The sequence below is a fragment of the Shewanella baltica genome (genome assembly GCF_900456975.1).
In the GTDB taxonomy this organism is placed as follows: domain Bacteria; phylum Pseudomonadota; class Gammaproteobacteria; order Enterobacterales; family Shewanellaceae; genus Shewanella; species Shewanella baltica.
Genome location: NZ_UGYM01000002.1, coordinates 3,376,319 through 3,400,278 on the forward strand (window position 1 = coordinate 3,376,319; position 23,960 = coordinate 3,400,278).

A 23,960-nucleotide genomic window follows, 5' to 3' on the forward strand; every position below is an offset into this window, starting at 1 on the left:
AGACACAACAGGCTTCGCCCTATTCAAGCAAAAGAGATATTTTTCATGAGCAAGACTGTTAAAACCCTCGCTGAGACAGCAGCAATGACGCCAGAAGCCCGTTACGATTACCTCGTTGAGCAAGTCAAAGAACATAAAGTTCTTTGGACATTACAAGACCAAGACGGTTGCGTAATGCTGACCACTGAAGAAGAAGATTGCATTCCAATGTGGCCAACCGAAGAAGCGGCTGAATCTTGGGCTGTGGATGAGTGGAGCGATTGCCAAACATTAGCGATCCCATTCGATGAATTTCACGAAAGATGGGTGCCAGGCATGGAAGATGACGACCTGTTCGTTGCCGTGTTCCCAGTATTAGATGATTTAGGTGTGGTTATCCCACCTTATGAGTTAGATCAAAGATTAGCGCCTAAGCAAAGCCATTAATCTCAATCGCTAAGCGAGAATGTCTATGAGCGAGCAAGAATCGGCTATACCGACACCTAAGGCTGACGCGGCCGTGAGTTCACGTTTACCCAAACGACTGATTGCCCTGCTGCTAGTGTATGTTGTTGCGTCCGTGAGTGGCTTAGTCGCTAAACAAGGCGTGTTATTTTGTCTACTGACACTTTTAATGGTGATTGCCATTATTGGTCGACAAAAGGCGGCGCTTATTATGCTGCGTGGCTACACAGTCGTGCAGCTTGGCTTGATTAGCATGCTGCCAGTGATCATGTACGATCCTGGCAATTTAGTGGTAGGCCCGACGACGGTGCATTTAGGTGAATGGCAGGGCAAACTGCCTGACTATGTGATTTTTATCGCGTTAATCATCTTGTCATTACTGCAAGTCTGGGTCGCTTTTGATAAAAAGGTAAAGGCGTGGTTTAAACCTAAGCTTAACCTGAACATCATGAGTTAAGTTCGTAGCATACTGAATTTTGCCCAACAAAAAGCCGTCATTGCGACGGCTTTTTTGATCTCACTTCACACCTTAAAAGCGCTAAGTGAGCAGTCTTTATAGAGAAACTCTTTACACAGAGACAATCTTTATACAGAGAAACTGGCACCACAGCCACAGGTCGTGGTTGCGTTAGGGTTTTTCACAAAGAAGCGAGAACCTTCGAGTCCTGAAGTGTAATCCACTTCACCACCGACTAAATATTGTAGGCTCATAGGATCGACAACCAAGAGAACGCCTTGTTTTTCTATCGTAAAATCGCCGTCATTGACCTTTTCATCAAAGGTAAAGCCGTACTGAAATCCAGAACAACCACCACCAGTCACATAGACTCGTAGCTTAAGTGCAGGATTTTGCTCTTCTTCCAGCAAACCTTTCACCTTAGCGGCTGCCGCATCGGTAAATTGGATTGGCATTGCTGTATCAGCTTGATCAGTCATTACTACCTCTTACATCAGTTTTCTGGGGCAAATTATCCTTTACCTGACTGTTTTGTTCAAGTATTACCCGTGGTTCTTTTTCACCCTGTAATAACTCAGGGGCACTATAGACATGTTCTGTCTGCGAATTCTTGGTCCAGCGGCTCGAAGGCACCAGCACTTTGACTTTCACTTGCTGTAAACTAAAGCCAGCAGGAACAGTGACCTTGGTATCTATGACCTGAAAATAGCGAAAATCAAATTCCAACTTAGAGCCCGTGAGTTTGTTCACACTCAAGCTAACGGATTTACCCTCCTGCACGCCAATTAATGTCAATTCGACTCGACCTTGAATCGCTTGCTTGCGCTTTTGCAGCTGAGTTAATACCAGTTTGAGATTGTACTCATCGGCTAAAACACCCGGCGTCATTTCAAGTCCGTGGATGGCGACACCTTCGGCATTATCATCCGGTGTCATAATGCTACGGTAAAACGCCAGCTCATGTTCCAATTCTTTTTGCTTTTTCATCTGCTGGCCAAACATATCTTGCATTTGGGCGTTAGCCTCACGCTCGACGGACAGCTCTAGATTTCGGGTCGCTAGTAATTGGGTCTGTGTTTCTAATTCAGCACTCAAACGTTGGGCTTTGCTGCTGATGTGTTTAACCACGGGCTCATCGCTGCTTAGTAGCAGAAAACTTATCCACGCCCCAAAAAGAATAGAAACTAACACTAAAAGCGATAAATACACTGAAGATGGACGATACTTGAGATCCATCACTTGCAGCCGATCTAGCCAACGATGATAATTTGGCATTAGGTAACAGCCCCTTATATAAAATACAATCAACTCAAGAACGAGTTCGATACAATACAACTCAGGCCAATGCAGTGCAATTAACGATAAATAAAGTCGCTATTCAACATGCCATAGTCACAGCCAAAAAGTATTTAACCAATGAGCTACGTGACCATTTATCCCAAGCGAGGATCAGTGCACAACTGTGCATACTTGCACTGCTGTTTGCCATTTTCGCATCCTGCGTGATCTTACTGTTTCGACTCTTGCTCGTTTGGGCCAATCATTACACCCAAATACAGGCGCTGGATTTTACGGGGAACGTCGCCGACTGGCGAGCCCTGTTACCACTTTTAGGCGCAATATTAATTTGGATTGTGGCTAAGCTAGGCTCCAAACGTTATAAGCGTATGGGAATAGCCTATGTGTTACATAGAGTTAAACTGCACTACGGTAAAATTCCGCTGCAATCTGCCGTAGGGCAATTTTTTCAAGCATTATTCGCCCTCGGCACCAATTTCTCCGTCGGCCGTGAAGGTCCAGCCATTCATCTGGGTGCTGTCAGTGCCAGCTTTCTCGCCGAAAAATTCAATCTTCCCGATAACAGTGTGCGTATTATGTGCGCCAGTGGCATTGCCGCAGGGATTGCCGCGACCTTTAACGCGCCCTTGGCGGCAGTGATTTTTGTCCTCGAAGTGATTGTCCGCGAATATAAAGTCCATTACTTCTTCCCGATTATGCTCTCCGCAATTTGTGGCGCGGTTTCAAGCCAATTAGTGTTTGGTAATGTGCACGAATTTGACCGTATTCAAGTGATCCACATTCCCTTAGATCACTACCCTATTCTCGCCATCGGCGGCGTGGTATTGGGCTGCGCTGCGGCGCTGTTTAATTACTCACTCTTAAAAGTCACCGCGACGGGGCAAAACTGGCCACTCATCTACCGACTATTATTGGCGGGCAGCGTCACCACACTAATCGGTCTAGTATTACCGCAAGCCCTTGGCACGGGCGATCTCGCCATTAGCGAAGCCATTAGCCAACATCCAAACCTGTTGCTGTTAATCGCCCTATTATTTGCCAAAATCATTGCCACTATTGCAGCGATTGGCTTAGGTATTCCAGGTGGTTTGATTGGTCCACTCTATGGTATCGGCGCGCTGCTCGGCGCGATTTTGGCGCTGATCAGTGCCATCTTATTCCCGTCGATCGCTCCATATGTAGGGCTTTACACTGTGATCGGCATGACAGCCATGATGGGCGTGTGCTTAAGCGCGCCGCTGGCGGCGTTAGTCGCCCTGCTAGAAATGACCAATGATGCCAGTATTATTCTGCCGGCGATGTTTGTGACTATTCCCGCATTTTTAATTGCCTATCAAGGCTTTAAAACTAACTCTATTTTCTTTAAACAATTAGAAATCATGGGGCTAGGCTATAAAGTTGCGCCAGTAAATTTAGCGCTGCAGAAAAAAGGCGTGCGAGCCTTGATGGATAAACGCTTTGTTATCGTCAATAACAACGATGAATTGTTACTCGAAGTGCTTAAACGGGCAGAAGGTCGACCTGTGATGGTTCGCAATGCCGATGGCGTTATCGAAATGCTCAGCCTTGAAATGCAATCCTACGATGACAGTACCACGCTATCGCGCCATCCCATGCAAGGCTTAAGCGACAGCACTACGCTCAATGAAGCCTATTTACTCTTGTCACCCAAGCGCAGCGGTGAGGTGTTTATCTATCAAGATACGCCAGATAACGTGGTCGGAGTGATCAGTTGGTCGAACCTGCAACAGGAAATTCGCTTAGGCCAAGCCTAACGTCAATTTAAAACCTGATATCAATTTAAAATCTGATAGTGATGCAAAACCTAGTATTGATGCCAAACCTTGATACCAAACCTAAGGCGGCAGATTAAAAGCTTTGGGCTTCATCGCAAAAATCTAACACAGTGGCAATGTGGCTATTTCGTTGCCCCTGTGCTTCTGCTACAATCGCGCCTCAGCCACCCTACATAACATCAGGGCAGATAAGCGCGATACCGCAGCTTAAAATGCCCCCTAGCAAATTGGAAAACAGGCTGATGAATCAGTTCGAAGGATCCCATATCCTCTCCGTAAACCAGTTAGATCTTGACTCAATCCAAACTATTTTTAATGTCGCTAGCCGCATGATGCCCTATGCACTTCGAGAGAAGCGCAATAATGTGCTCGATGGCGCCATTTTAGGTAACCTGTTTTTCGAACCCAGTACCCGTACCCGCGTAAGTTTTGGCTGTGCCTTTAACTTACTTGGCGGCCATGTGCGTGAAACCACAGGTATGGCTTCATCGTCTTTATCTAAGGGTGAATCCCTGTACGATACGGCGCGCGTGTTATCCACTTATTCCGATGTGATTGCCATGCGCCATCCAGACTCTTATTCAGTGAAAGAGTTTGCCGAAGGCAGCCGCGTCCCAGTGATCAACGGTGGCGATGGTTCGAACGAACATCCGACCCAAGCTCTACTCGATTTATACACTATCCAAAAAGAACTCAAATGTGCCGGCCGCGGTATCGATGGCATGCACATAGCAATGGTCGGCGACTTAAAATTTGGCCGCACTGTGCATTCACTATCACGCTTACTCTGCATGTATAAGAACATCAGTTTCACACTGATTTCACCTGCTGAATTAGCGATGCCTGATTATGTGATCTCCGACATTGAAAATGCTGGCCATAGCATCAAAATAACCGACCAGCTTGAAGGCCATTTAGATAAAGCAGATATTCTGTATCTCACTCGCATTCAGGAAGAACGCTTCCCTTCACAGGAAGAAGCGAATAAGTATCGCGGCAAGTTCCGCTTAAATCGCAGTATTTACACTCAACATTGCAAATCTAACACTGTCATTATGCATCCGCTTCCAAGGGATTCACGCGCGCAAGCCAATGAGTTAGATAATGATTTGAACAGCCACCCTAATCTCGCCATCTTCAGACAGGCGGATAATGGGCTGTTAATTCGCATGGCTTTGTTTGCATTGACACTCGGCGTTGATCATCAACTCGAAAAATATGAGTGTCCGGTTAATTGGTATTCACGTAAAGCCGATCGCTAGTTGGCTACAGACTTTAAGGACTAAACATGACCCGTTCCGAAGCGCTATTTGAACAGGCTAAAAAAACCATCCCCGGCGGCGTTAACTCTCCGGTTCGTGCATTTAATGGTGTAGGCGGTTCACCCCTGTTTATTGAAAAAGCAAACGGCGCTTATATTTACGATGCCGATGGCAAAGCTTATATCGACTATGTCGGTTCTTGGGGCCCAATGATCCTCGGCCACAATCACCCTAAAATCCGTGCTGCAGTATTAGCGGCGGTGGAAAATGGCTTGTCTTTTGGCGCACCAACAGAACTTGAAGTTCAAATGGCCGAGAAAGTCATCTCTATGGTGCCTTCTATCGAGCAAGTTCGTATGGTGAGTTCAGGCACTGAAGCTACTATGAGCGCTATTCGTTTAGCACGCGGTTTTACTAATCGTGACAAGATCTTAAAATTCGAAGGTTGTTACCACGGCCATGCGGATTGCCTGTTAGTTAAGGCAGGTTCTGGCGCACTAACTTTAGGCCAACCTAGCTCACCCGGTATTCCAGAAGATTTCGCCAAGCACACCTTAACGGCTGTGTATAACGACTTAGATTCTGTCAGAACCCTGTTCGAGCAGTATCCAACTGACATTTCTTGCATCATCATCGAGCCCGTTGCTGGCAACATGAACTGTATTCCACCTATCCCAGGTTTCCTTCAAGGTCTGCGTGATATTTGTGACGAGTTCGGTGCCTTAATGATCATCGACGAAGTGATGACAGGGTTCCGCGTATCACAAAGCGGCGCTCAAGGTTACTACGGCGTCACACCTGACTTGACCACGCTGGGTAAAGTGATTGGTGGCGGTATGCCAGTGGGTGCCTTCGGTGGCCGTAAAGATGTGATGCAGTTTATCGCGCCTACGGGTCCGGTTTACCAAGCGGGAACGTTATCTGGTAACCCAATTGCGATGTCAGCAGGTTTGGCGCAAATGGAAGCCCTGTGTGAAGAAGGTCTGTACGAAGAGCTAAGCGCAAAAACCAAACGTATTGCAGAAGGTTTTAAAGCGGCAGCTGACAAGCACGGTATTCCAATGGCGATCAACTATGTTGGCGGCATGTTCGGTTTCTTCTTCACAGAACAACCGGAAATCACCCGTTTTGACCAAGTGACCCAATGTAATATTGAGCAGTTCCGTATTTTCTACCACGGTATGTTAGATGAAGGCGTGTACTTGGCACCTAGCGCTTATGAAGCCGGTTTCCTGTCTATGGCCCATGGCGAAGAAGAAATGCGCTTGACCTTAGAAGCGGCTGACCGCGTATTAGCGAGCATGAAAGCGGCAAGCTAAACCTAGATTTTAGGGTTACTGCAGCTTAAAAATAACAAAGGGACGCAATAGCGTCCCTTTGCTTTACTGAGATTTAGCTAGCCTTACTTCGATTCAGTTAGCTTTGTTTAACGTTAGTAGCTATCAGACTTTTTAGAACCTAAAGCCGATTTAAATATTATCGCTGCCACGACCAGCTGTATGGTCAAATTGATATGCTCAATGGCGAGCTCAGGCTGACTCATCACACCCAGCGCAAAAAGCTGCTTGCCCGAATACGTTAACCAAACCAGTGAGCCTAAAAGCAAAAGGCTCCGAATAACAAATGTCATTTACATCTACTCCAAAAACACAACATCCCGTGTTAACACAATATCCTGTGCCCAGATAAGAAAACAGCCACAAGATAGCGCTCACTTTGTATCCAGTCAAGATTTTGGCAAAGACATTTTTGTGACACGCGAATCAATTAAGCCATTAAGGTCAATAACAGGGGAAAGTGTGGAAAAACGACTCCACTTTGGCCTCAGCATTCATGGATCTCTTGCTGAACAAAAATTAATTGAAGGATCGACAAACTGACTGCTTAGACTTTAATCGTAGATCTCACTTTTAACGCGGTAATCAAATCAAACAATATAGTCAATCACACTAACAAAAATCAAAGTGCCGATATATAAAACCAGTTTATCGCTAAAATGCATGGGATCAACATCACAAAGCAGCAGTAAATTGAGTCACAGCTAACAGTTGCGTTCTTTAGCCCATTATGTTCTGATCCGCACGCGCTAACACGGCTAGCTTAATTCAGCCTTGATATGCTCAATCTTTAGGTTGACTCAAGTCGCCCTACGACATTAAAACAGCAGTTGGAATTGCAGTTATGTTAAATACCTTTCTCATCATACTGGCCGTGCTCGCATTGCTCAGTATTATTTTCGAAGAAGTGACCCACCTTAATAAAGCAAAAACCACCTTATTCTTTGGCTGTATCTCTTGGGTAGCGCTGTTTATGGCTGCTGGAGAACCGGCCAATGAGAAACTCGTTGCCCATCAACTCAATGAAAATTTGCTCGAAATTGCCACACTCTGGCTCTTTCTGATGTCGACCATGACCTTCGTCGCGTACTTGAACGCTAAAGGCATGATCCAAATCATGGTGCAAAAGCTGTTCCCGCAGAAAGTATCGGTGCGCATGTTGATGATCCAAGTTGCCCTGTTCGCACTCGTGCTCTCGGCATTTTGTGATAACGTCACCGCGACGTTAGTGTCATTAGGCTTATTAACCACCTTTAAACTCGACAAGCAAATGCGCCGCAGAATGGCAGTGTTGATTATCTTCGCAGTGAACTCAGGCGGTGTCGCTTTGATCACCGGCGATGTGACAACATTGATGATCTTCTTAGGCGGCCATGTGCATATGTCCGAACTGCTGATGTTGTTTATCCCATCGGCCGTGAGCGTGATTTTGTTGGCAACCCTGTTCTCACTCAAAGCCGAAGGCGTGGTGAGCACGACACCCATCAAACACACCTATCAAACCGTTGATGTCATGATTGCCCTCGTGTTCTTCTGCACGATTTTAATGACCATGTTACTGAACATATTGTTTGGTATCCCGCCAGTGCTGACCTTCCTAACGGGTCTGTCAATCATGTTCCTGATTGGCCATACCACACGTAGCGATAAAGAAGAAATCAAAATCCTTGAGTATATTCGCCAAGTTGAATACGACACCCTGTTGTTCTTCTTAGGTATTTTGCTGCTCGTGGGTATGCTTAAAGAAATCGGCACCTTAGACATGCTGACCGAAGCTTATACTATGTTTAATCCAAACATCTCTAACTTCGTCACAGGTATCGGCTCAGCCTTGATTGATAACGTGCCATTAACAGCGGCATTGTTAAAAGCAAGCCCTGTCCTGAATACTCCAGAATGGCTTGGCTTAACCTATAGCGTTGGCGTAGGTGGCTCACTGCTGATTATCGGTTCTGCATCGGGTATTGTAGCCATGAGTAAAGTGAAAGAACTGACGTTTGTGAGTTATTTAAAATACGTTCCAGCACTTTTCCTTTGCTACAGCGTAGGTTACGCACTAACCCTATTCTTAGCCTACAGACTGTTTGATTAAGTTGAGATTTATTAAGATCAAAAAAGGCGCCTAGGCGCCTTTTTCATTTCTACTCTTTAGCTATGACTAGCACAGATAACCGCTAGCATGGCTTGTTGAAATGCCTGATTAGATTGCAGGTACTTTAAACTGGGTACCTTGAATATCTAACACTATGTCCCGTGGACGAATGGAGATAATCTTCAGCTTACCCGCAATCATATCCCCTTCCTGCAACTCTGCACCGTCCACATTCAGCCACCTTTGAGTCGGATCGCTGGAATAAACATGGGCGACAATATTAAATTCAGGCACTTGTAATTGCAGCCCAGCAGGTAGTTGACCGTATTTAGGGATATCATCCGCAGCCGTTTTAGGAATAGGATCTAATTTAGCTTCAGTGACATTTGTCTCCGCCGCATTGGTGTATTCCACATCCTTTAGCGCACTTTGAAAGGAAGCCACTAACTTATCTTCATCGCGACTTTTGTTGGTTTCTAAACCGACATCTTCCGCCGCAGCACTGACTTGCTGACGCAGCGCCTCAAGACTCGCAAGACCCGACTCATTGGCATTAGCGCCCAACATCATAGGTTGCTGTGTTTGCGTGTCTGTAGACATAGAAGCAACTTCGCGACTTGCTGCGTCCACTTGGGCTGACGTCGACATATAGTCTCCATAACTGGAATCGCTATTATTCGGATCGCTGTTGTTAGGAACACTATTTTTAGGAACATTGTAACTTTGAACAGCATTGCTGTTCATATTCGCGCTAGAAGCCTGAGCCGAGTTTGCTAAAGCCCCGCCCTGATATTGCGATGATGCAGTTAACTCGGGCAAAGTCTGTGCCCGAGGCAGCGCCACTTTTCCTGCGAGTCGAACACCTGTATTAGCACTGCCCTCAGATTGCGGCTGAGCAACCGATTCTGTCGAGACAGTCTGAAGCTCACTTTTAGCCACTGTCGAAGCTGGTAATGAAGATGCAGTTGGTGGCAATACCTTTGCCACTGCCACATTATTAGTTGAAGCATGCTCGGTTGAAATATGTCGAGTTTGGTCCCAAACACTTAATCCCCAAGCGACGCCAATTCCGGCGGCGACTGCGACGACAAGTAAGGACAGCTTGCCTATCGGCACGCCAGATTTACGTGGCTGTGGGTAATTCGCCCTTGGCGTCATCACGGCATCGGGTAAAGGCGATTGTTGCTGTTGTTTATTGCGGGTCACGGCATCGAGTAAAATGGACATCAGCTGCGCGCCCCATTATCGGTTAAACGTGGACCTTGCTGACTTAAATACAAATTTAATCTCACTAATGTCTGATTTCCGGCAATACCATCAGCTTTTAAGCCATGCTGACTTTGGAAGCTTTTAAGATCATTTTCCAGTTGCACATCGAATTGATTGACCCTGCGAGCATTACGATTATTCACATGGGCTAAGGCATTCTCTAACCATTGCAGTTGACCTGGACTCGATTTTTGGCTGATATCCATCATAGGTAAGTTAGGTGCTTGCCATAGGATTTCGAAGGTGCCACTGAAATGTTGATTGAACCAAGCTCTATCAACCCAAAGTTGTTGTTCACCTAACTGCATCAGCAACTGCTCACCATCCACTGCAATCACAGCGCCATAAAAATCCTGTTGGTTATCATCAACCAAATACACCACAGCTGGATAATTAAGCCGAGTCAGTGACATCCAGTTACCCTGCTGCTGATAACAAGACAATCCTTGCTCAACCGCAGATTGGCAGGCGGTTAAGCCTTTATAGGGTACTTTGCCCCACACGCTAAACAAACCCGCAAAGGCGGTATCGATATCGCGACTCTGATTAATCGCATCATTAAGTAAGCGCTGATTGGGATCTGGAATAGACACCTGATTGCTTTGCTGATCTACGGGTTGTACTAACTTGCTCATTCCTTCGGTCGCGCTCAAAGCTTGAGTGTTTAATGCAGCAACATTTGCTGACGCAGACTCAATAACCCTACTAGACGCTGACGCGGCATTGACAGGCTTGTCGGTAAATAGCCAATAGGAAACACCAAAAGCGACAAATAACGTCGCAGCGGTTGCTGTCGGCCAAAGATACCTATTCTGAGTCGGCTCCTCTTCACCTAATACTTCAGCCGCAGCTTGTCTCACCATATGATGATCGATGGGCACCCGCGATTGCGCATAGCCCGCCATCAGCGAACGTTCACATAAGAGGTTAATTAATCGAGGGATGCCGCCACTGTACTTTTGCAACACCTTAACGGCTTTGCGGGTAAACAAAGGTTCAAATCGTCCCGCGACTTGCAAGCGATGCAATACATAAAGGGCGATTTCATCTTCATTTAGCGGCAATAAATGATAACGAGCTGTGATCCGCTGGGCTAACTGGCGCAGCTCTTGGCGCTTCAATAACAGCTGTAATTCTGGCTGACCGATTAAAATGACCTGCAGTAACTTCTTGGTGTCCGTCTCAAGATTGGTCAGAAGGCGCAGTTGCTCCAATACCTCAGGGCGTAAATGCTGCGCTTCATCAATGATGAGCACGGTATTACGACCTTTGCTGTGATTGTCCAATAAAAAACGACTCAAGTGGTCGGTCAACTGCTTGAGTGTGGGATTGTCGCCGTAGGAAATCTTAAGTTCATCGCAAAGCGTGGCGAGCAACTCGAGCTCTGTTAGCGATGGATTAAGGATAAATGCGGTGTCGGTATTATCGGGCAATTGCCCAAGTAAACAGCGAGATACCGTCGTTTTACCCGTGCCAACTTCCCCTGTTAGCAACACAAAGCCGCCCGTTTCCCCTAACCCGTAGGTTAAATGGGCCAACGCCTCTCTGTGCCTATCACTCAAAAACAAATAATGGGGATTGGGTGCAATCGAAAAAGGGTTATCGCTGAGTCCGTAAAAGGCCTTGTACATACCACCAATCATCCTAATTTAAAAATAACGCCCCACGTTAAAGCGTCCCAATGTTATTGTCAAAATATCCGCAACATCAATGTGACACATAAGTGCGCAAATATCTCGCGACGACTTTATCCATCACCTTAATGGGCATGATAAGCTATGTTTATGACACATTAGCCGAATCTTACCTGTGAAAATATATCTCGTCGGCGGTGCTGTGCGTGACAGCCTGCTCAATCTCCCTATCAAGGACAAAGATTACCTCGTCGTTGGTGCGACTCCAGAACAAATGTTGCAACTGGGATACCGCCAGGTCGGTAAAGATTTCCCGGTATTTCTGCATCCTAAAAACCAACAAGAATATGCGTTAGCCCGAACAGAGCGAAAAATTGGACTGGGTTATGGTGGTTTTAGCTGCCATGCCAGTCCCGATGTGACTTTAGAGCAAGACTTGTTACGTCGAGATCTGACCATTAATGCTATCGCCCAAGATGAAAAGGGCAACTTATACGATCCTTTTAATGGCATTGAGGATATTAACGCGCGCCTATTGCGCCATGTGTCGGATGCTTTCGTTGAAGATCCGCTTCGCGTATTGCGTGTCGCCCGCTTTGCCGCAAGGTTTCATGCCTTAGGATTTCACATTGCCGCAGAAACTCTGGCACTGATGCGCCAAATTAGCGCAAGCGATGAGCTTAACGCGTTAACCGCGGAGCGAGTTTGGCAAGAAGTCGATAAAAGCTTAGGCGGACCTCACCCTGAGGTCTTTTTCGAGGTACTGCACCAATGCGGTGCCCTTGAAGTACTCTTTCCCGAGATTTTTGCCTTATTTGGCGTTCCTCAACCAGAAAAATGGCATCCTGAAATTGATACTGGTGTGCATACTTTAATGGTGCTCGCCCAAGCCGCTCTTCTCACTGAGGATAAAAGCGTTCGTTTTGCCGCTCTCGTACATGATTTAGGCAAAGCCCTCAGTCCAAAAGAGCATTTACCTAAACATCACGGTCACGGCCAAAAGGGCTTACCGCTGATAAAAGCGCTCTGCACCCGTTTACGAGTGCCGAACGAAACCCGCGATCTTGCGTTACTGGTCAGTGACCAACATCAGAACGTTCATCAGGCCTTCGAGCTTAGAGCCGAAACGATCGTAAAAATATTCGATAAAGCTGACTTTTGGCGTAAGCCAGAGCGCTTGACGCAACTTATATTAGCCTGCACCGCCGATATGCGTGGTCGAACAGGATTTGAAAACAACCTCTACCCTCAGGGTGAATATTTAACTCAATGCTTCCTTGCCGCCAATAATGTCGATATTGCCGCCATTATTGCCGCAGGTTTCCAAGGCGCAGAGATAAAGCAGGCGTTAAATTTACGTCGTATTGAAGCGGTCAGTCAGTTTAAACAAAAAATGCAAACTAAACTGCCGACGGATGAACGGTAATTTGTAAAGGATTTGTAAGTGGCGCATCACTTTATAGTGAAAAATGCCCTCCTTTACGATTAGAAATGTCGATATAACTTATAAAAAAAGCTTTTAAAAAAAATTTATATGCCTATAGTGGTTAAACACATTAATATTCGTAGCAAATTAAAATAGCTATGTCATAATTAGGCAGTTTCGCTTACAAAGTAACGAAACATTCAAATCCAACCTATTTTAAGGGATTTTTTACAATGAACAAAAAAGTACTGATGATTGCTGGTTTAGCAATGACTGCCCTACTAGGTGGTTGCGCGAACACTACTGCTCTGGAAGAAAGCGTTGCAACTCTGGGCAACAAAGTTGATCAATTGTCAGCTGATGTTGGTTCTCTGAAATCAGAGCAAAGCAAACTGTCTGCAGACGTTAAAGATGCAAAAGCAGCATCTATGGACGCACAAGCAGAAGCTAAACGCGCAAACGACCGTTTAGACAACGTTGCTTCTCGTTACAAGAAGTAATGAAAGGTAATTTAGCTTACTGTTTAGTAAGTTAAGACAAAAGGCTTAAGAAAGATGAAAGCGATAAGCACATCAATCTAAGCCTTTTTTTATGCCTGTTATTCAAGGTATTGATACTCAAGATTACCAATCTACTAATACCAAAACGCTAAATTGACTTTAAATCTCCAAACGCATCTTTAAAGGTTATCCCCCAATCTCCTTAAAAAGTTAACTTTTGTATGCGCCTGTATAAACGGATCCCATTCGTCTTTTAATTAAAACCTTCGTTATTAATCTAAGCTTCTCATTTAAACTTTTAAGTATTCTTAAAAGTCATTCTCGTTTATCTTAAAAAATGGTTTTTTATAAAAGAGTAATATTTTTCTTTAAAAGAAAAGCTATTGACAAAAATCGAGGCTACATGGGAAACAAAGGCAATAAGTAGGCTGTATTTGGCACAGAACAAATAGGCCTAAAGTTAAAAATAATAACAGCTTCGGCCTATATAACATAAAAACAACATGAAAACGTCAAACAGAATCATAGACTTGAGTAATATAGCCTTTTAAAGCATCTAAAAACCATCGAACTAAGCCTATGAATTGGCTTAAAATTAACCGCATCAACTGCAGATTTTAACCTATAGCGATTCAACCACACGTTTATGTGCTGAGACTAATACATAGTCAATTTCCAACGACTCAAAATGATTAGCTTGAATATCGTGCTTCATCTTGTCAGTTGCACGCCACGCATAAGGCGCCATATCCAATAGCGTTAATGCTTGCTCACCGGTAACAGATAAAGTGAAGCTCAGTGCCTGAGTGTCTTTTACCGATAATGCAGAGGGCAAATTCACTTTGAAAGGTTTTTCAGCCAAGTCAGGATAAATATATTCCCTGAGTTGCCATAGGTGTCGTGGCCCAGGCATAACCAGTAACATGGTCCCATCGTCTTTCAATATCCTAACAGACTCTTTTCCCTTTAACGGCCGATCAATAACAGTAATAAAATCCACACAATTATCGATAAAGGGTAATTTTTTAGAAGAGCTTAAACACAAGATCCCAGGAGTCTGCGCCTTCGCTGCAGCAAAAATAGCATTTTCTGCGTCCGCTACGCCCACGTACTGGACGTTTAGCGGATTTTCGACCTCAGCCAGCTTGGAAGCTAAAGCACGCAAGAAGAAGCCCTCAGCGCATTCATAATCCAATAAACAAGCATCAGGCGTAATAGATCCAGTAATTATCTCAGCCAGTTTATCGATCAAAGGCGAAAATATGCCTGATTCGAGTAGAAAACGCTTAGCTCTAACTTGCTCGCGCGAATCACCAGTCGGCTTTTGGCGTTGTGGTTTAGTAAAAACCCAATAGCCTTGCTCATTCCGATCGAAGTGATGCTTATTGACACAATAAAAACCTTGGGAGGCTTTGTGTTGTTTTAACGCAAGTCCGCAGGTTGGACACTGATATTCGAGACCCATATAAAGCTCCAAAAATAAGTTAAGCTTCAGAAAATGAGGAAGCTCCAAAAACAAAAATCGGGTACATGACCCGATTCTATTATTTATTATCTCACTATGATGACCAAACTCGCGTGGCTAGAAGAAGATAAATCCACACAAGACTGCACCGAGTGCTAAACGATAGATCACAAACGGGGTCATTCCCATGCGGCTGATGATTTTTAAGAAGTAATGAATACAGGCATAAGCTGCAACAAACGAAATCAGAGTTCCTAGGATTAACGCTTGATAATCAATCGGAAGCTCACTTTTCGCCAGATCTTTACCCACTAAAATCGCCGCACCTAAACTCACAGGAACTGACATTAAGAATGAAAAGCGGGCCGCTGCATCACGACTTAAGCCTAACATTAGCGCCGCTGTCATAGTGGCACCAGAGCGCGAAGTCCCCGGGATCAAGGCCAATGCCTGCGCGAAACCAATTAACAAGGCTTTACGCCAGCCCGTCTGATAAACCGTTAAATCGCGGCGCGACATCTTATCGGCCCACCACAACAATAAACCAAATACGACGGTAGTGACCGCGATGACCTCAGCGTTACGTAGGTGAGTCGCGATAAAATCCTTTGCCAGAAAACCAAAAAATACCGCTGGCAAGGTCGCCAGAATAATCCACCACGCCAGCTTGCTGTCTTCGGATTGTTGACCTCTGAAAATGCTCGCAATCCAAGCATTAAACATAGTCCATAACTCGTGTCTGAAATAAATTACCACAGCAAATAACGAACCTGTATTCACCGCCACATCGAAGGATAAACCTTGATCTTCCCAGCCTAAAAGCTGTGCGGGTAAAATTAAGTGGGCAGAACTAGAAATAGGTAAAAACTCGGTTAGCCCTTGAATAAGCGCTAAAATAATGACCTGAAACGTATCCATGACAATCCTATCAATAAATTAAAACGTCAGCCCTGGGGGCCATTCAAACGTCACAGGCCAAAGTCGCTGTGAATCTTTGTCATACTCTTGCCACAAAGTTGCATAGCTTTTGTCTACCACGGGATGAATCAATTCCGGCGCTAACTCGGCTAATGGCCATAACACAAAGGCATTATTGACTATCTCAGCACGGGGCAGCACAACAGGTGTTTGGCATACTACATGGTCATAAAGCAACAGATCTAAATCTAAGGTTCTTGGGCTAAATTTCTTCGCCCCGGCAAGCCGGCCGTGATTCTGCTCGATTTGCTTAAACTGTGCAACTACCGCCGCTATATTAAGATCCGTTTCAGCGCTAGCAACCATATTCAAGAAGTTAGTGCCACTGAAACCTACCGCTTCACTTTCATACATAGAAGAGAGGCGCAGCGGCCCGAAAAACGCTCGCAGCGATGTCAATCCTGCTTGCAGATGCTGTTCAGGCTCGATATTGCTACCCAGACTGATATAAATACGTGCCATGCTAATGTCCGATTTATCTGAAGATAAACACTATTTCTCAATCAACAGCGCAGTTGATCAAGTACTCATCTAACGTGAACGTTCAATCTCGACGCCAACCGAAGCTGCAGTTGCTACCGCACCTGGCTTCATCACGACAACTTTCACCCAAGTCACGTTAAATTCTTGAAGTAGGCAATCGGCCACTCGCTCGGCAACCGTTTCGATTAACTCGATTGGATGCTCAGTAATAAGTTGGGTTAATCGATTGGAAACTGTCTCATAGCACAGCGCATATTGATAATCATCCGTCGCTGCGGCAGGTTTGTTATCCCACGCCATGTCTAAGTCTAATAACAGGCTCTGATGGATTGTCTTTTCCCACTCATAGACACCAATCACAGTATCAATGCGCAATTGCCGTATAAGTACCTTATCCATGCTTTCTCCAACTAACTGACTACTATGAGGTCTGATAAGCTAAAAGCGATCCTAGCTGTATAATCCGCAATCTTCTGACAGATAACTAATTTACTTTCTACTCGAGCCAATCCACAGTAGGATAACGCCCTAAAAGGATTTGCTCATTCAGAAAATATCTCAGCCCTAACTAGGCGAGTTATCGCACAAACCTAAAGCGGGATTGGCAACTGAGTCAGCTTTTTAAATTGTTGCGCGATAATACCTTAAGACGCGTAAGGAAACCAATGTGAGTCCATTAACACAGACACTTTTGATGATTTTGGCCGCCTATTTGGCAGGTTCAATCTCAAGTGCCGTGCTGGTTTGTAGGATGAGAGGTCTACCCGATCCAAGATTGCAAGGTTCAGGCAATCCAGGAGCCACCAATGTACTAAGAATTGGCGGCGCGAGTTCGGCTGCCATGGTGCTCTTTTTCGACATGCTGAAAGGTGCAGTGCCTTCTTATTTAGCTTATCTCATGGGCATAGATGCAGTGTCACTCGGGCTCATCGCCATCGCCGCCTGTCTTGGACATATTTATCCGGTATTTTTTGGATTCAAAGGTGGCAAAGGCGTTGCTACTGCCTTTGGTGCTATGGCCCCCATTGGTGATGATCTAGCGATTTGCTTAATGGCATCTTGGGTCGTCCTATTGTTAATTAGCCGCTACTCGTCCCTTGCAGCAATCCTTACCGCTTTACTGGCGCCCCTTTATACTTGGTGGCTAGACGACAGATTCACCATTCCCGTTGCCATGTTGTCGACACTTATCATCATTCGCCATAAAGACAATATTCAGCGCTTACTCAAGGGTGAAGAATCTAAAGTGTCACGCAAGAAGCGTCCTAAAAAATCTTGAGATGACATTACGCCCAATAAAATTACCCCAATAAAAAACTGCGCTAAAAGCGCAGTTTTTTATTTCAGCATCAATACATCGGCATCAAAGGCGTGTTATGCCACAGGTGGCAAGGTATCTAATGGCCATCGAGGTTGACCTTTTACCGCTAAATCTTCGTGTTGTCCCGCCTTTAAACGCTGCAATCCCGCAAAGGCAATCATGGCGCCGTTATCGGTACAAAACTCACCGCGGGGATAAAACACTTGTCCACCTAGCGAGTTCATCATTTCGGCCAAGGTTTCCCTTAAGCGCGTATTCGCACTCACGCCACCGGCAATCACTAAGCGGTTATAGCCAGTTTGCTTCAGCGCACGACGACATTTAATCGCCAGCGTATCAACCACGGCTTCTTCAAAGGCACGGGCAATATTGGCGCGCGTTTGCTCATCATCAGGTTCAGCGGCAATGGTATTGGCGGTAAAGGTTTTTAAACCCGAAAAACTAAAGTCGAGTCCTGGTCTATCGGTCATAGGACGCGGGAACTTATAGCCTGCGGGTAAGCCTTTAGCTGCCAGTTTCGCTAAGCGCGGACCGCCGGGATAATCCAGCCCCATCAACTTGGCCGTTTTATCGAATGCTTCACCCGCGGCATCGTCAACGGACTCGCCTAATACTTCATAACGGCCAATACCCTCGACTTTAACCAACATTGAATGGCCACCGGAAACTAATAAGGCCACAAAGGGGAACTCAGGCGCGTCATCTTCGAGCATAGGCGCCAGCAGGTGCCCTTCCATATGGTGCACACCGATTGCAGGCTTGTCCCAAGCAAAAGCCAGTGAACGCCCCACACAGGCACCAACAAGCAAAGCACCAATCAAACCAGGGCCCTTGGTATAGGCAATCCCGTCGAGATCAGCCATTTCAGTATTCGCATCTTTCAGCGCTTGACGAATAAGCGGCACAATTTTGCGTACATGGTCACGCGACGCCAACTCAGGCACCACACCACCATAGTCAGCATGCAGCTTAACTTGACTGTATAAAGTGTGCGATAATAAGCCCAGTTCATCGTCATAGACGGCGATACCTGTCTCGTCACAAGATGTTTCAATACCTAGAACCCGCATGGTGTCTCATCAATTGCTAACAAAAGGGCGCTAATTCTACCTGCAAGCGCTCGATTACTCCAGTCGCGCAGACCATATTGAGTCCACTATAGGACTGAGCTCAGTTTTAGGGCTTTACAAGCCTAGGTGTCTCGGTATAAAATTCCGCACCATTTTAAATAGACTTGGTTCGAGTAATTGAACCAGAACAACCTACACCTAAGGGGTGATGGCGTATGCCAATTATTAAAGTACGTGAAAACGAACCATTCGACGTAGCTCTGCGTCGTTTCAAGCGCTCTTGTGAAAAAGCTGGTATTTTAGCCGACGTGCGTGCTCGTGAATTCTACGAGAAGCCAACTACTGCACGTAAGCGCGCAAAAGCAGCTGCAGTTAAACGTTTAGCTAAGAAGCTTTCTCGCGAAAACGCACGTCGCGTACGTTTATATTAATCTCATATGAGCCTAATTGATCAGCTAAAAGACCACATGAAGCAGGCCATGATCGCCAAAGAGAAGGCGCGCTTGAGCACTATTCGTATGGCATTAGCCGCCATCAAACAGATTGAAGTGGATACCCGCGAATCTCTGACTGATGAACAGGTTATAGCGGTCTTAACCAAAATGGTGAAACAACGTCGTGACTCGATTGCTCAATTTGAAGCAGCGGGTCGTAACGAGTTGGCCGACGTGGAAGCAGCAGAGATTCAAGTTATTGAAGCTTTCCTGCCTACCCCTCTTACAGAGGCGGAAGTCGCGGCGCTCATCGATGCAACTATTGTAGAAGTAGGTGCATCCGCCATGGCGGATATGGGCAAAGTAATGGGAGCATTGAAATCTAAAGTGCAAGGACGTGCAGACATGGGCGCTATCGGCGCTATGATCCGTGCTAAATTGCAATAATTAGCGTTTCACTGTATGAACAAGCCGTGCCTATGCGCGGCTTGTTTGTTTAAATTCGCGCAAGGCGGGATTTTAAGCACTCAATGGCAATACCTCGTGATTTTATCAATGAGCTAATCGCTCGCACTGACATAGTCGAACTTATCGATCGTAAGGTGCCCTTGAAAAAGGCGGGTAAGAACTACTCGGCCTGTTGTCCTTTTCATAGCGAAAAATCACCTTCGTTTACCGTCAGCCGTGATAAACAGTTCTATCATTGCTTTGGCTGCGGTGCTCACGGCAACGCCATCGATTTTGTGATGGAGTATGACAGACTCGATTTTATTGATGCCATTGAAGATTTGGCGGGCCAGCTTGGATTAGAGGTTCCCAGAGAACAAGGCACAGGCAAGCGACATGATGACGGTTTAAGTCGTGACTTATACCAGCTCATGGAAGAAGCGAGCCTTTACTTTCAAAACCAACTTAGACAACACCAAGATAAACAAAAAGTTATCGATTATCTTGCCTATCGCGGTTTATCCGATGATGTAGTCGAACATTTTGGTATTGGCTTTGCGCCAGACGGTTGGGATGGCTTATTGGGCCGCTATCGTAAGAATCAAGATGCGCAGGATAAATTACTGACTGCGGGTATGTTAATTGCCAATGACAGTGGTAAACGTTACGACAGATTTCGTGACCGCCTCATGTTTCCTATCCGCGACAGACGCGGACGAGTCATTGGTTTTGGTGGCAGAGTTTTAGGTGATGGCACACCCAAATACTTGAATTCTCCAGAAACGCCCATATTTCATAAGGGCAATGAGCTTTATGGTCTCTATGAACTAAAGCAACGCTATCGCGATCCTGACAAAGTACTGATCGTTGAAGGCTATATGGATGTGGTGGCGTTGGCGCAATTTGGCGTCGATTATGCTGTCGCGTCATTAGGCACCTCGACGACGGCGGAGCAATTTCAGCTTTTGCTGCGCAGCGCTAAAGAAGTGGTTTGCTGTTACGACGGCGACAGGGCGGGTACTGAAGCGGCTTGGCGTGCCTTAGAAACGGCATTGCCATTATTAAAGCCAGGCGATCAAGTGCGATTTATGTTCCTGCCCCAGGCCGAAGATCCTGATTCTATGGTACGTAAGATTGGTAAAGATGCATTTGAAACCTTAATGGTTTCAGCCATTGCACTACCCGAGTTTCTGTTTGATACGTTAGCGACAAAATACGGTACAGATAAAGGCAACTTAGCGAAACAAGCTTTTATCTTAATTGAAAAAATTCAAGACACTGTGCTGCAAAATTTATTGCTTGAGAACTTAGCTCACAAGTTAGGAATGAACAGCTCAGAAGATATGAAAAAGAAGCTAGGCTTTAGCGTGAAACAAGCTAAACCAATGGCAAATAAAGGATTAAAAGGACGCGGTACACCATTGCGACTCGCCATCGCACTGCTAGTACAACATCCTAAACTGGGTATGGGCTTACCCCCACAACCCGCACTCGCCCACTTGCAGATGCCAGGCATAGAATTGCTGCCACTGTTATTGGAGATGACTCGAGAGCAAACGTTAAACAGCGCACAACTACTTGAACAATTCAGAGAGCACCCTTACAGCGGCACTCTCCATAAATTGGCCCAATGGGACCATCAAGTGGCGGATGAAAACTTGCTCGAAAAGTTTAAACAAACCCTGGTTTGGTTGAACAATCAATATATTGAACAACGATATCAGGAATTGAGTCTAAAACAGACTCATACTAAAGAAGAGAAGATGCAGCTCTCGAAGCTGATCTCAGTCATGAAAGGGTTAAACTGAGGCAAAAATGTCCTCATTCACTGTCCCAGTGACTAGCACAGACATGTGCACACGGCTATAATTGACGATTTGCGCGGCACTTAGCTCATGCTAAGTGTCCGTCGTTGTAACAGTTTCCCAACTTGGATGATATCTATGGATCATACTCCGCAGTCGCAACTTAAGCTGTTGCTTGCCAAAGGTAAAGAGCAAGGTTACTTAACCTATGCAGAAGTGAACGATCACTTACCTGCAGACATGGTCGATTCTGACCAGATCGAAGATATTATCCAGATGATAAATGACATGGGTATCCGGGTGTTCGAAGAAGCCCCAGATGCTGATGACATGATGATGTCGGAAGACAACACAGACGAAGATGCCGCTGAAGAAGCCGCTGCCGCACTGGCAACAGTAGAAAGCGAACTTGGCCGCACAACCGATCCCGTGCGCATGTACATGCGTGAAATGGGTACCGTTGAGCTTCTGACCCGCGAAGGCGAAATTGTTATCGCCAAACGCATCGAAGAAGGCATCAACACAGTTCAAAGTTCAGTCGCCGAATACCCACAAGCGATCGCTATGATCCTTGAGCAATTCGACCAATTTGAAGCCGACGAACTGCGCTTATCTGATATTATCTCTGGATTTGTTAACCCTGACGAAGACGTTGCACCGACCGCCACTCACATCGGCTCAGAATTATCTGAAGAAGAGCTGGAAGATGAAGATGACGAAGAAGATGACGACGACACTGAAGATGAAGAAGAAGGCAACAAAGGGCCTGATCCTGAAGAAGCACGCGAAAGATTCGGTCAACTAAGAACTGCCTACGAAAGTGCACTGAAAATTATCGAAGCTAAGGGCCGTGAACACCCTGAATCGGTAAAAGCACTATTCGAAATTGGTGAAATCTTCAAAGAATTCCGCTTAGTACCTAAACAGTTTGACCGTTTAGTGAAAAGCATGCGCACTATGATGGATCGCGTACGAGTTCAAGAACGTTTAGTGTTAAAACTGTGCGTTGAACAAGCCAAAATGCCGAAGAAAAACTTCGTCAAACTCTTCACTGGCAACGAAACCAACCTCGATTGGTTCAACACTGAGAAAGCCTCAACTAAACCTTATGCCGAAGGCCTAAGAATGGTTGAAGACGACGTGATCCGTTGTCGCACCAAGCTTGCTGCAGTTGAAGAAGAAACCGGCTTAGCGATTTCTGCCATTAAAGACATCAACCGTCGTATGTCAATCGGTGAAGCTAAAGCCCGCCGTGCGAAGAAAGAAATGGTTGAAGCAAACTTACGTCTGGTAATTTCTATCGCGAAGAAATACACCAACCGTGGTTTGCAATTCTTGGACTTAATCCAAGAAGGTAACATTGGCTTGATGAAAGCCGTGGATAAATTCGAATACCGTCGTGGCTATAAGTTCTCGACCTATGCAACTTGGTGGATCCGTCAGGCGATTACTCGTTCTATTGCCGACCAAGCGCGTACCATTCGTATTCCAGTACACATGATCGAAACGATCAACAAGCTGAACCGTATCTCTCGCCAAATGCTACAGGAAATGGGCCGCGAGCCTTCACCTGAAGAACTGGCTGAGCGTATGATGATGCCGGAAGATAAGATCCGTAAGGTACTGAAAATCGCTAAAGAACCTATCTCCATGGAAACCCCAATCGGTGACGATGAAGATTCGCATTTAGGTGATTTTATTGAGGATACGACCCTCGAACTACCACTGGATTCAGCGACCAGCGAAAGCTTGAAAAACGCCACTCACGAAGTGTTAGCAGGTCTAACCGCCCGTGAAGCGAAAGTACTGCGTATGCGTTTTGGTATCGATATGAACACTGACCACACACTTGAAGAAGTGGGTAAGCAGTTCGACGTGACCCGTGAACGTATTCGTCAGATTGAAGCTAAGGCACTGCGCAAACTGCGTCACCCTTCACGCTCAGAAATCTTAAAATCATTCCTAGATGAATAGGCCGTTATAAGCCTAAAGTCAGCTAAGTAAGATTTGAAGCCCTGCCTATGCAGGGCTTTTTATTGCCTCTCCGGCGGTAATATCCGCATAAGCACGCTATGAAAGCATTAAATTTAGCCGACGATGGCATTTAAGTTGATTAACAGATAACCAATTGAATCAGTTGCGTGAATTTCCAGCCAAAACATGGGTGACAAGCGTTAGTAAGCTTAGTATACTTCCTCCCGCTTCAGGTAATGACGATTACCTTAAGTCGGCCCCTTAGCTCAGTTGGTTAGAGCACACGACTCATAATCGTTAGGTCCACGGTTCAAGTCCGTGAGGGGCCACCACCCGATTCAACAAAAAAGCCCATTGAAAGATGGGCTTTTTTGTATCTAAAATATTTGTCCTGTCAATCATCGCATAATCACCATGCATATACAGCTCGCTCGCTGACTATTTCATAGCTTCAGCCTGTTCTTTGA

Annotated in this window: 23 protein-coding genes and 1 tRNA gene; 14 read left to right on the forward strand and 10 right to left on the reverse strand. The window is 45.6% G+C overall.

Translation table 11 applies throughout. The features are described from left to right. The first annotated feature begins 45 nt into the window (after positions 1–45). Positions 46–426, forward strand: a complete 381-nt coding sequence (locus tag DYH48_RS15165) for a DUF2750 domain-containing protein (RefSeq protein ID WP_006080744.1) — start codon at positions 46–48, stop codon at positions 424–426. A 25-nt stretch (positions 427–451) separates the two neighbouring features. After that, positions 452–901: a hypothetical protein gene (locus tag DYH48_RS15170; RefSeq protein ID WP_006080743.1), complete on the forward strand. Its 450-nt coding sequence runs from the start codon at positions 452–454 to the stop codon at positions 899–901. 128 nt (positions 902–1,029) lie between these two features. On the opposite strand, the gene erpA is transcribed toward DYH48_RS15170, so the two are convergent. Together erpA and DYH48_RS15180 are read right to left on the reverse strand one after the other, a co-directional pair. Further along, positions 1,030–1,380 carry an iron-sulfur cluster insertion protein ErpA gene (gene erpA / locus DYH48_RS15175; RefSeq protein WP_006080742.1) on the reverse strand — a complete coding sequence of 117 codons (351 nt, stop codon included), beginning with the start codon at positions 1,378–1,380 and terminating at the stop codon, positions 1,030–1,032. Then, a complete protein-coding gene (locus DYH48_RS15180; protein ID WP_011846148.1) occupies positions 1,373–2,176 on the reverse strand; it encodes a DUF6776 family protein in 804 nt (267 codons plus the stop codon). Before DYH48_RS15180 ends, erpA begins: the two co-directional genes overlap by 8 nt. 74 nt (positions 2,177–2,250) lie before the next feature. On the opposite strand from DYH48_RS15180, the gene DYH48_RS15185 reads away from it, so the two are divergent. The 3 genes from DYH48_RS15185 to hemL all read left to right on the forward strand — a co-directional run bounded on the left by DYH48_RS15185 (position 2,251) and on the right by hemL (position 6,577). Further along, on the forward strand, positions 2,251–3,975 hold the full coding sequence (locus DYH48_RS15185) for a chloride channel protein (RefSeq protein ID WP_115336149.1): 1,725 nt from the start codon (positions 2,251–2,253) through the stop codon (positions 3,973–3,975). Positions 3,976–4,238: 263 nt separating this feature from the next. Beyond that, positions 4,239–5,258 carry an aspartate carbamoyltransferase gene (locus DYH48_RS15190; protein WP_006080739.1) on the forward strand — a complete coding sequence of 340 codons (1,020 nt, stop codon included), beginning with the start codon at positions 4,239–4,241 and terminating at the stop codon, positions 5,256–5,258. A gap of 26 nt (positions 5,259–5,284) precedes the next feature. Beyond that, entirely contained in the window at positions 5,285–6,577 is a 1,293-nt protein-coding gene (hemL, locus tag DYH48_RS15195) for a glutamate-1-semialdehyde 2,1-aminomutase (protein ID WP_012088581.1), read from the forward strand. A gap of 113 nt (positions 6,578–6,690) precedes the next feature. On the opposite strand, the gene DYH48_RS15200 is transcribed toward hemL, so the two are convergent. Continuing rightward, positions 6,691–6,888, reverse strand: coding sequence for a hypothetical protein (locus tag DYH48_RS15200; RefSeq protein ID WP_006085044.1), 198 nt, complete (start codon positions 6,886–6,888; stop codon positions 6,691–6,693). A 551-nt stretch (positions 6,889–7,439) separates the two neighbouring features. On the opposite strand from DYH48_RS15200, the gene nhaD reads away from it, so the two are divergent. Further along, a complete protein-coding gene (gene nhaD, locus DYH48_RS15205; RefSeq protein ID WP_006085043.1) occupies positions 7,440–8,687 on the forward strand; it encodes a sodium:proton antiporter NhaD in 1,248 nt (415 codons plus the stop codon). A 108-nt stretch (positions 8,688–8,795) separates the two neighbouring features. Here the strand turns inward: nhaD and DYH48_RS15210 are convergent, their stop codons facing one another. Then, positions 8,796–9,914, reverse strand: a complete 1,119-nt coding sequence (locus DYH48_RS15210; RefSeq protein ID WP_006085042.1) for a general secretion pathway protein GspB — start codon at positions 9,912–9,914, stop codon at positions 8,796–8,798. Continuing rightward, positions 9,914–11,587 (reverse strand): ExeA family protein, encoded by a 1,674-nt coding sequence (locus DYH48_RS15215; protein ID WP_115335251.1) that lies wholly within the window; start codon positions 11,585–11,587, stop codon positions 9,914–9,916. The genes DYH48_RS15210 and DYH48_RS15215 overlap by 1 nt, the downstream gene beginning before the upstream one ends. A gap of 178 nt (positions 11,588–11,765) precedes the next feature. Between DYH48_RS15215 and DYH48_RS15220 the strand changes: the two genes are divergently transcribed. Together DYH48_RS15220 and DYH48_RS15225 are read left to right on the forward strand one after the other, a co-directional pair. Continuing rightward, complete coding sequence (locus DYH48_RS15220; RefSeq protein WP_012088577.1) at positions 11,766–13,016, forward strand: multifunctional CCA addition/repair protein; 1,251 nt, start codon at positions 11,766–11,768, stop codon at positions 13,014–13,016. Positions 13,017–13,249: 233 nt separating this feature from the next. After that, complete coding sequence (locus DYH48_RS15225) at positions 13,250–13,516, forward strand: Lpp/OprI family alanine-zipper lipoprotein (protein WP_006080732.1); 267 nt, start codon at positions 13,250–13,252, stop codon at positions 13,514–13,516. A 622-nt stretch (positions 13,517–14,138) separates the two neighbouring features. On the opposite strand, the gene DYH48_RS15230 is transcribed toward DYH48_RS15225, so the two are convergent. The 4 genes from DYH48_RS15230 to folB all read right to left on the reverse strand — a co-directional run bounded on the left by DYH48_RS15230 (position 14,139) and on the right by folB (position 16,841). Next, positions 14,139–14,981 carry a putative RNA methyltransferase gene (locus tag DYH48_RS15230; RefSeq protein WP_006085039.1) on the reverse strand — a complete coding sequence of 281 codons (843 nt, stop codon included), beginning with the start codon at positions 14,979–14,981 and terminating at the stop codon, positions 14,139–14,141. A 117-nt stretch (positions 14,982–15,098) separates the two neighbouring features. Continuing rightward, the gene (locus DYH48_RS15235) at positions 15,099–15,899 is read right to left on the reverse strand and encodes an undecaprenyl-diphosphate phosphatase (protein ID WP_006080730.1); all 801 of its coding nucleotides are present in this window, start codon (positions 15,897–15,899) and stop codon (positions 15,099–15,101) included. Between the two features lie 18 nt (positions 15,900–15,917). Next, complete coding sequence (folK, locus tag DYH48_RS15240; protein WP_012588276.1) at positions 15,918–16,421, reverse strand: 2-amino-4-hydroxy-6-hydroxymethyldihydropteridine diphosphokinase; 504 nt, start codon at positions 16,419–16,421, stop codon at positions 15,918–15,920. Positions 16,422–16,490: 69 nt separating this feature from the next. Then, positions 16,491–16,841: a dihydroneopterin aldolase gene (folB, locus tag DYH48_RS15245; protein ID WP_115335252.1), complete on the reverse strand. Its 351-nt coding sequence runs from the start codon at positions 16,839–16,841 to the stop codon at positions 16,491–16,493. Between the two features lie 268 nt (positions 16,842–17,109). Here folB and plsY point away from each other — a divergent pair, with 268 nt between their 5' ends. Further along, positions 17,110–17,721: a glycerol-3-phosphate 1-O-acyltransferase PlsY gene (plsY, locus tag DYH48_RS15250; RefSeq protein WP_006080727.1), complete on the forward strand. Its 612-nt coding sequence runs from the start codon at positions 17,110–17,112 to the stop codon at positions 17,719–17,721. 95 nt (positions 17,722–17,816) lie between these two features. Here plsY and tsaD read toward each other — a convergent pair whose 3' ends face one another. Beyond that, the gene (tsaD, locus tag DYH48_RS15255; RefSeq protein WP_115335253.1) at positions 17,817–18,833 is read right to left on the reverse strand and encodes a tRNA (adenosine(37)-N6)-threonylcarbamoyltransferase complex transferase subunit TsaD; all 1,017 of its coding nucleotides are present in this window, start codon (positions 18,831–18,833) and stop codon (positions 17,817–17,819) included. Between the two features lie 215 nt (positions 18,834–19,048). Between tsaD and rpsU the strand changes: the two genes are divergently transcribed. From rpsU to DYH48_RS15280, 5 genes are all read left to right on the forward strand, one after another. Then, positions 19,049–19,264 (forward strand): 30S ribosomal protein S21, encoded by a 216-nt coding sequence (gene rpsU, locus DYH48_RS15260; RefSeq protein ID WP_006080725.1) that lies wholly within the window; start codon positions 19,049–19,051, stop codon positions 19,262–19,264. A gap of 6 nt (positions 19,265–19,270) precedes the next feature. After that, on the forward strand, positions 19,271–19,714 hold the full coding sequence (locus DYH48_RS15265) for a GatB/YqeY domain-containing protein (protein ID WP_006080724.1): 444 nt from the start codon (positions 19,271–19,273) through the stop codon (positions 19,712–19,714). Between the two features lie 83 nt (positions 19,715–19,797). Further along, complete coding sequence (gene dnaG, locus DYH48_RS15270; RefSeq protein WP_115335254.1) at positions 19,798–21,522, forward strand: DNA primase; 1,725 nt, start codon at positions 19,798–19,800, stop codon at positions 21,520–21,522. A gap of 135 nt (positions 21,523–21,657) precedes the next feature. Next, positions 21,658–23,493 (forward strand): RNA polymerase sigma factor RpoD, encoded by a 1,836-nt coding sequence (gene rpoD / locus DYH48_RS15275; protein ID WP_006080722.1) that lies wholly within the window; start codon positions 21,658–21,660, stop codon positions 23,491–23,493. Positions 23,494–23,748: 255 nt separating this feature from the next. Next, positions 23,749–23,825 (forward strand) — tRNA-Ile (locus DYH48_RS15280). The last annotated feature ends 135 nt before the right edge of the window (positions 23,826–23,960 follow it).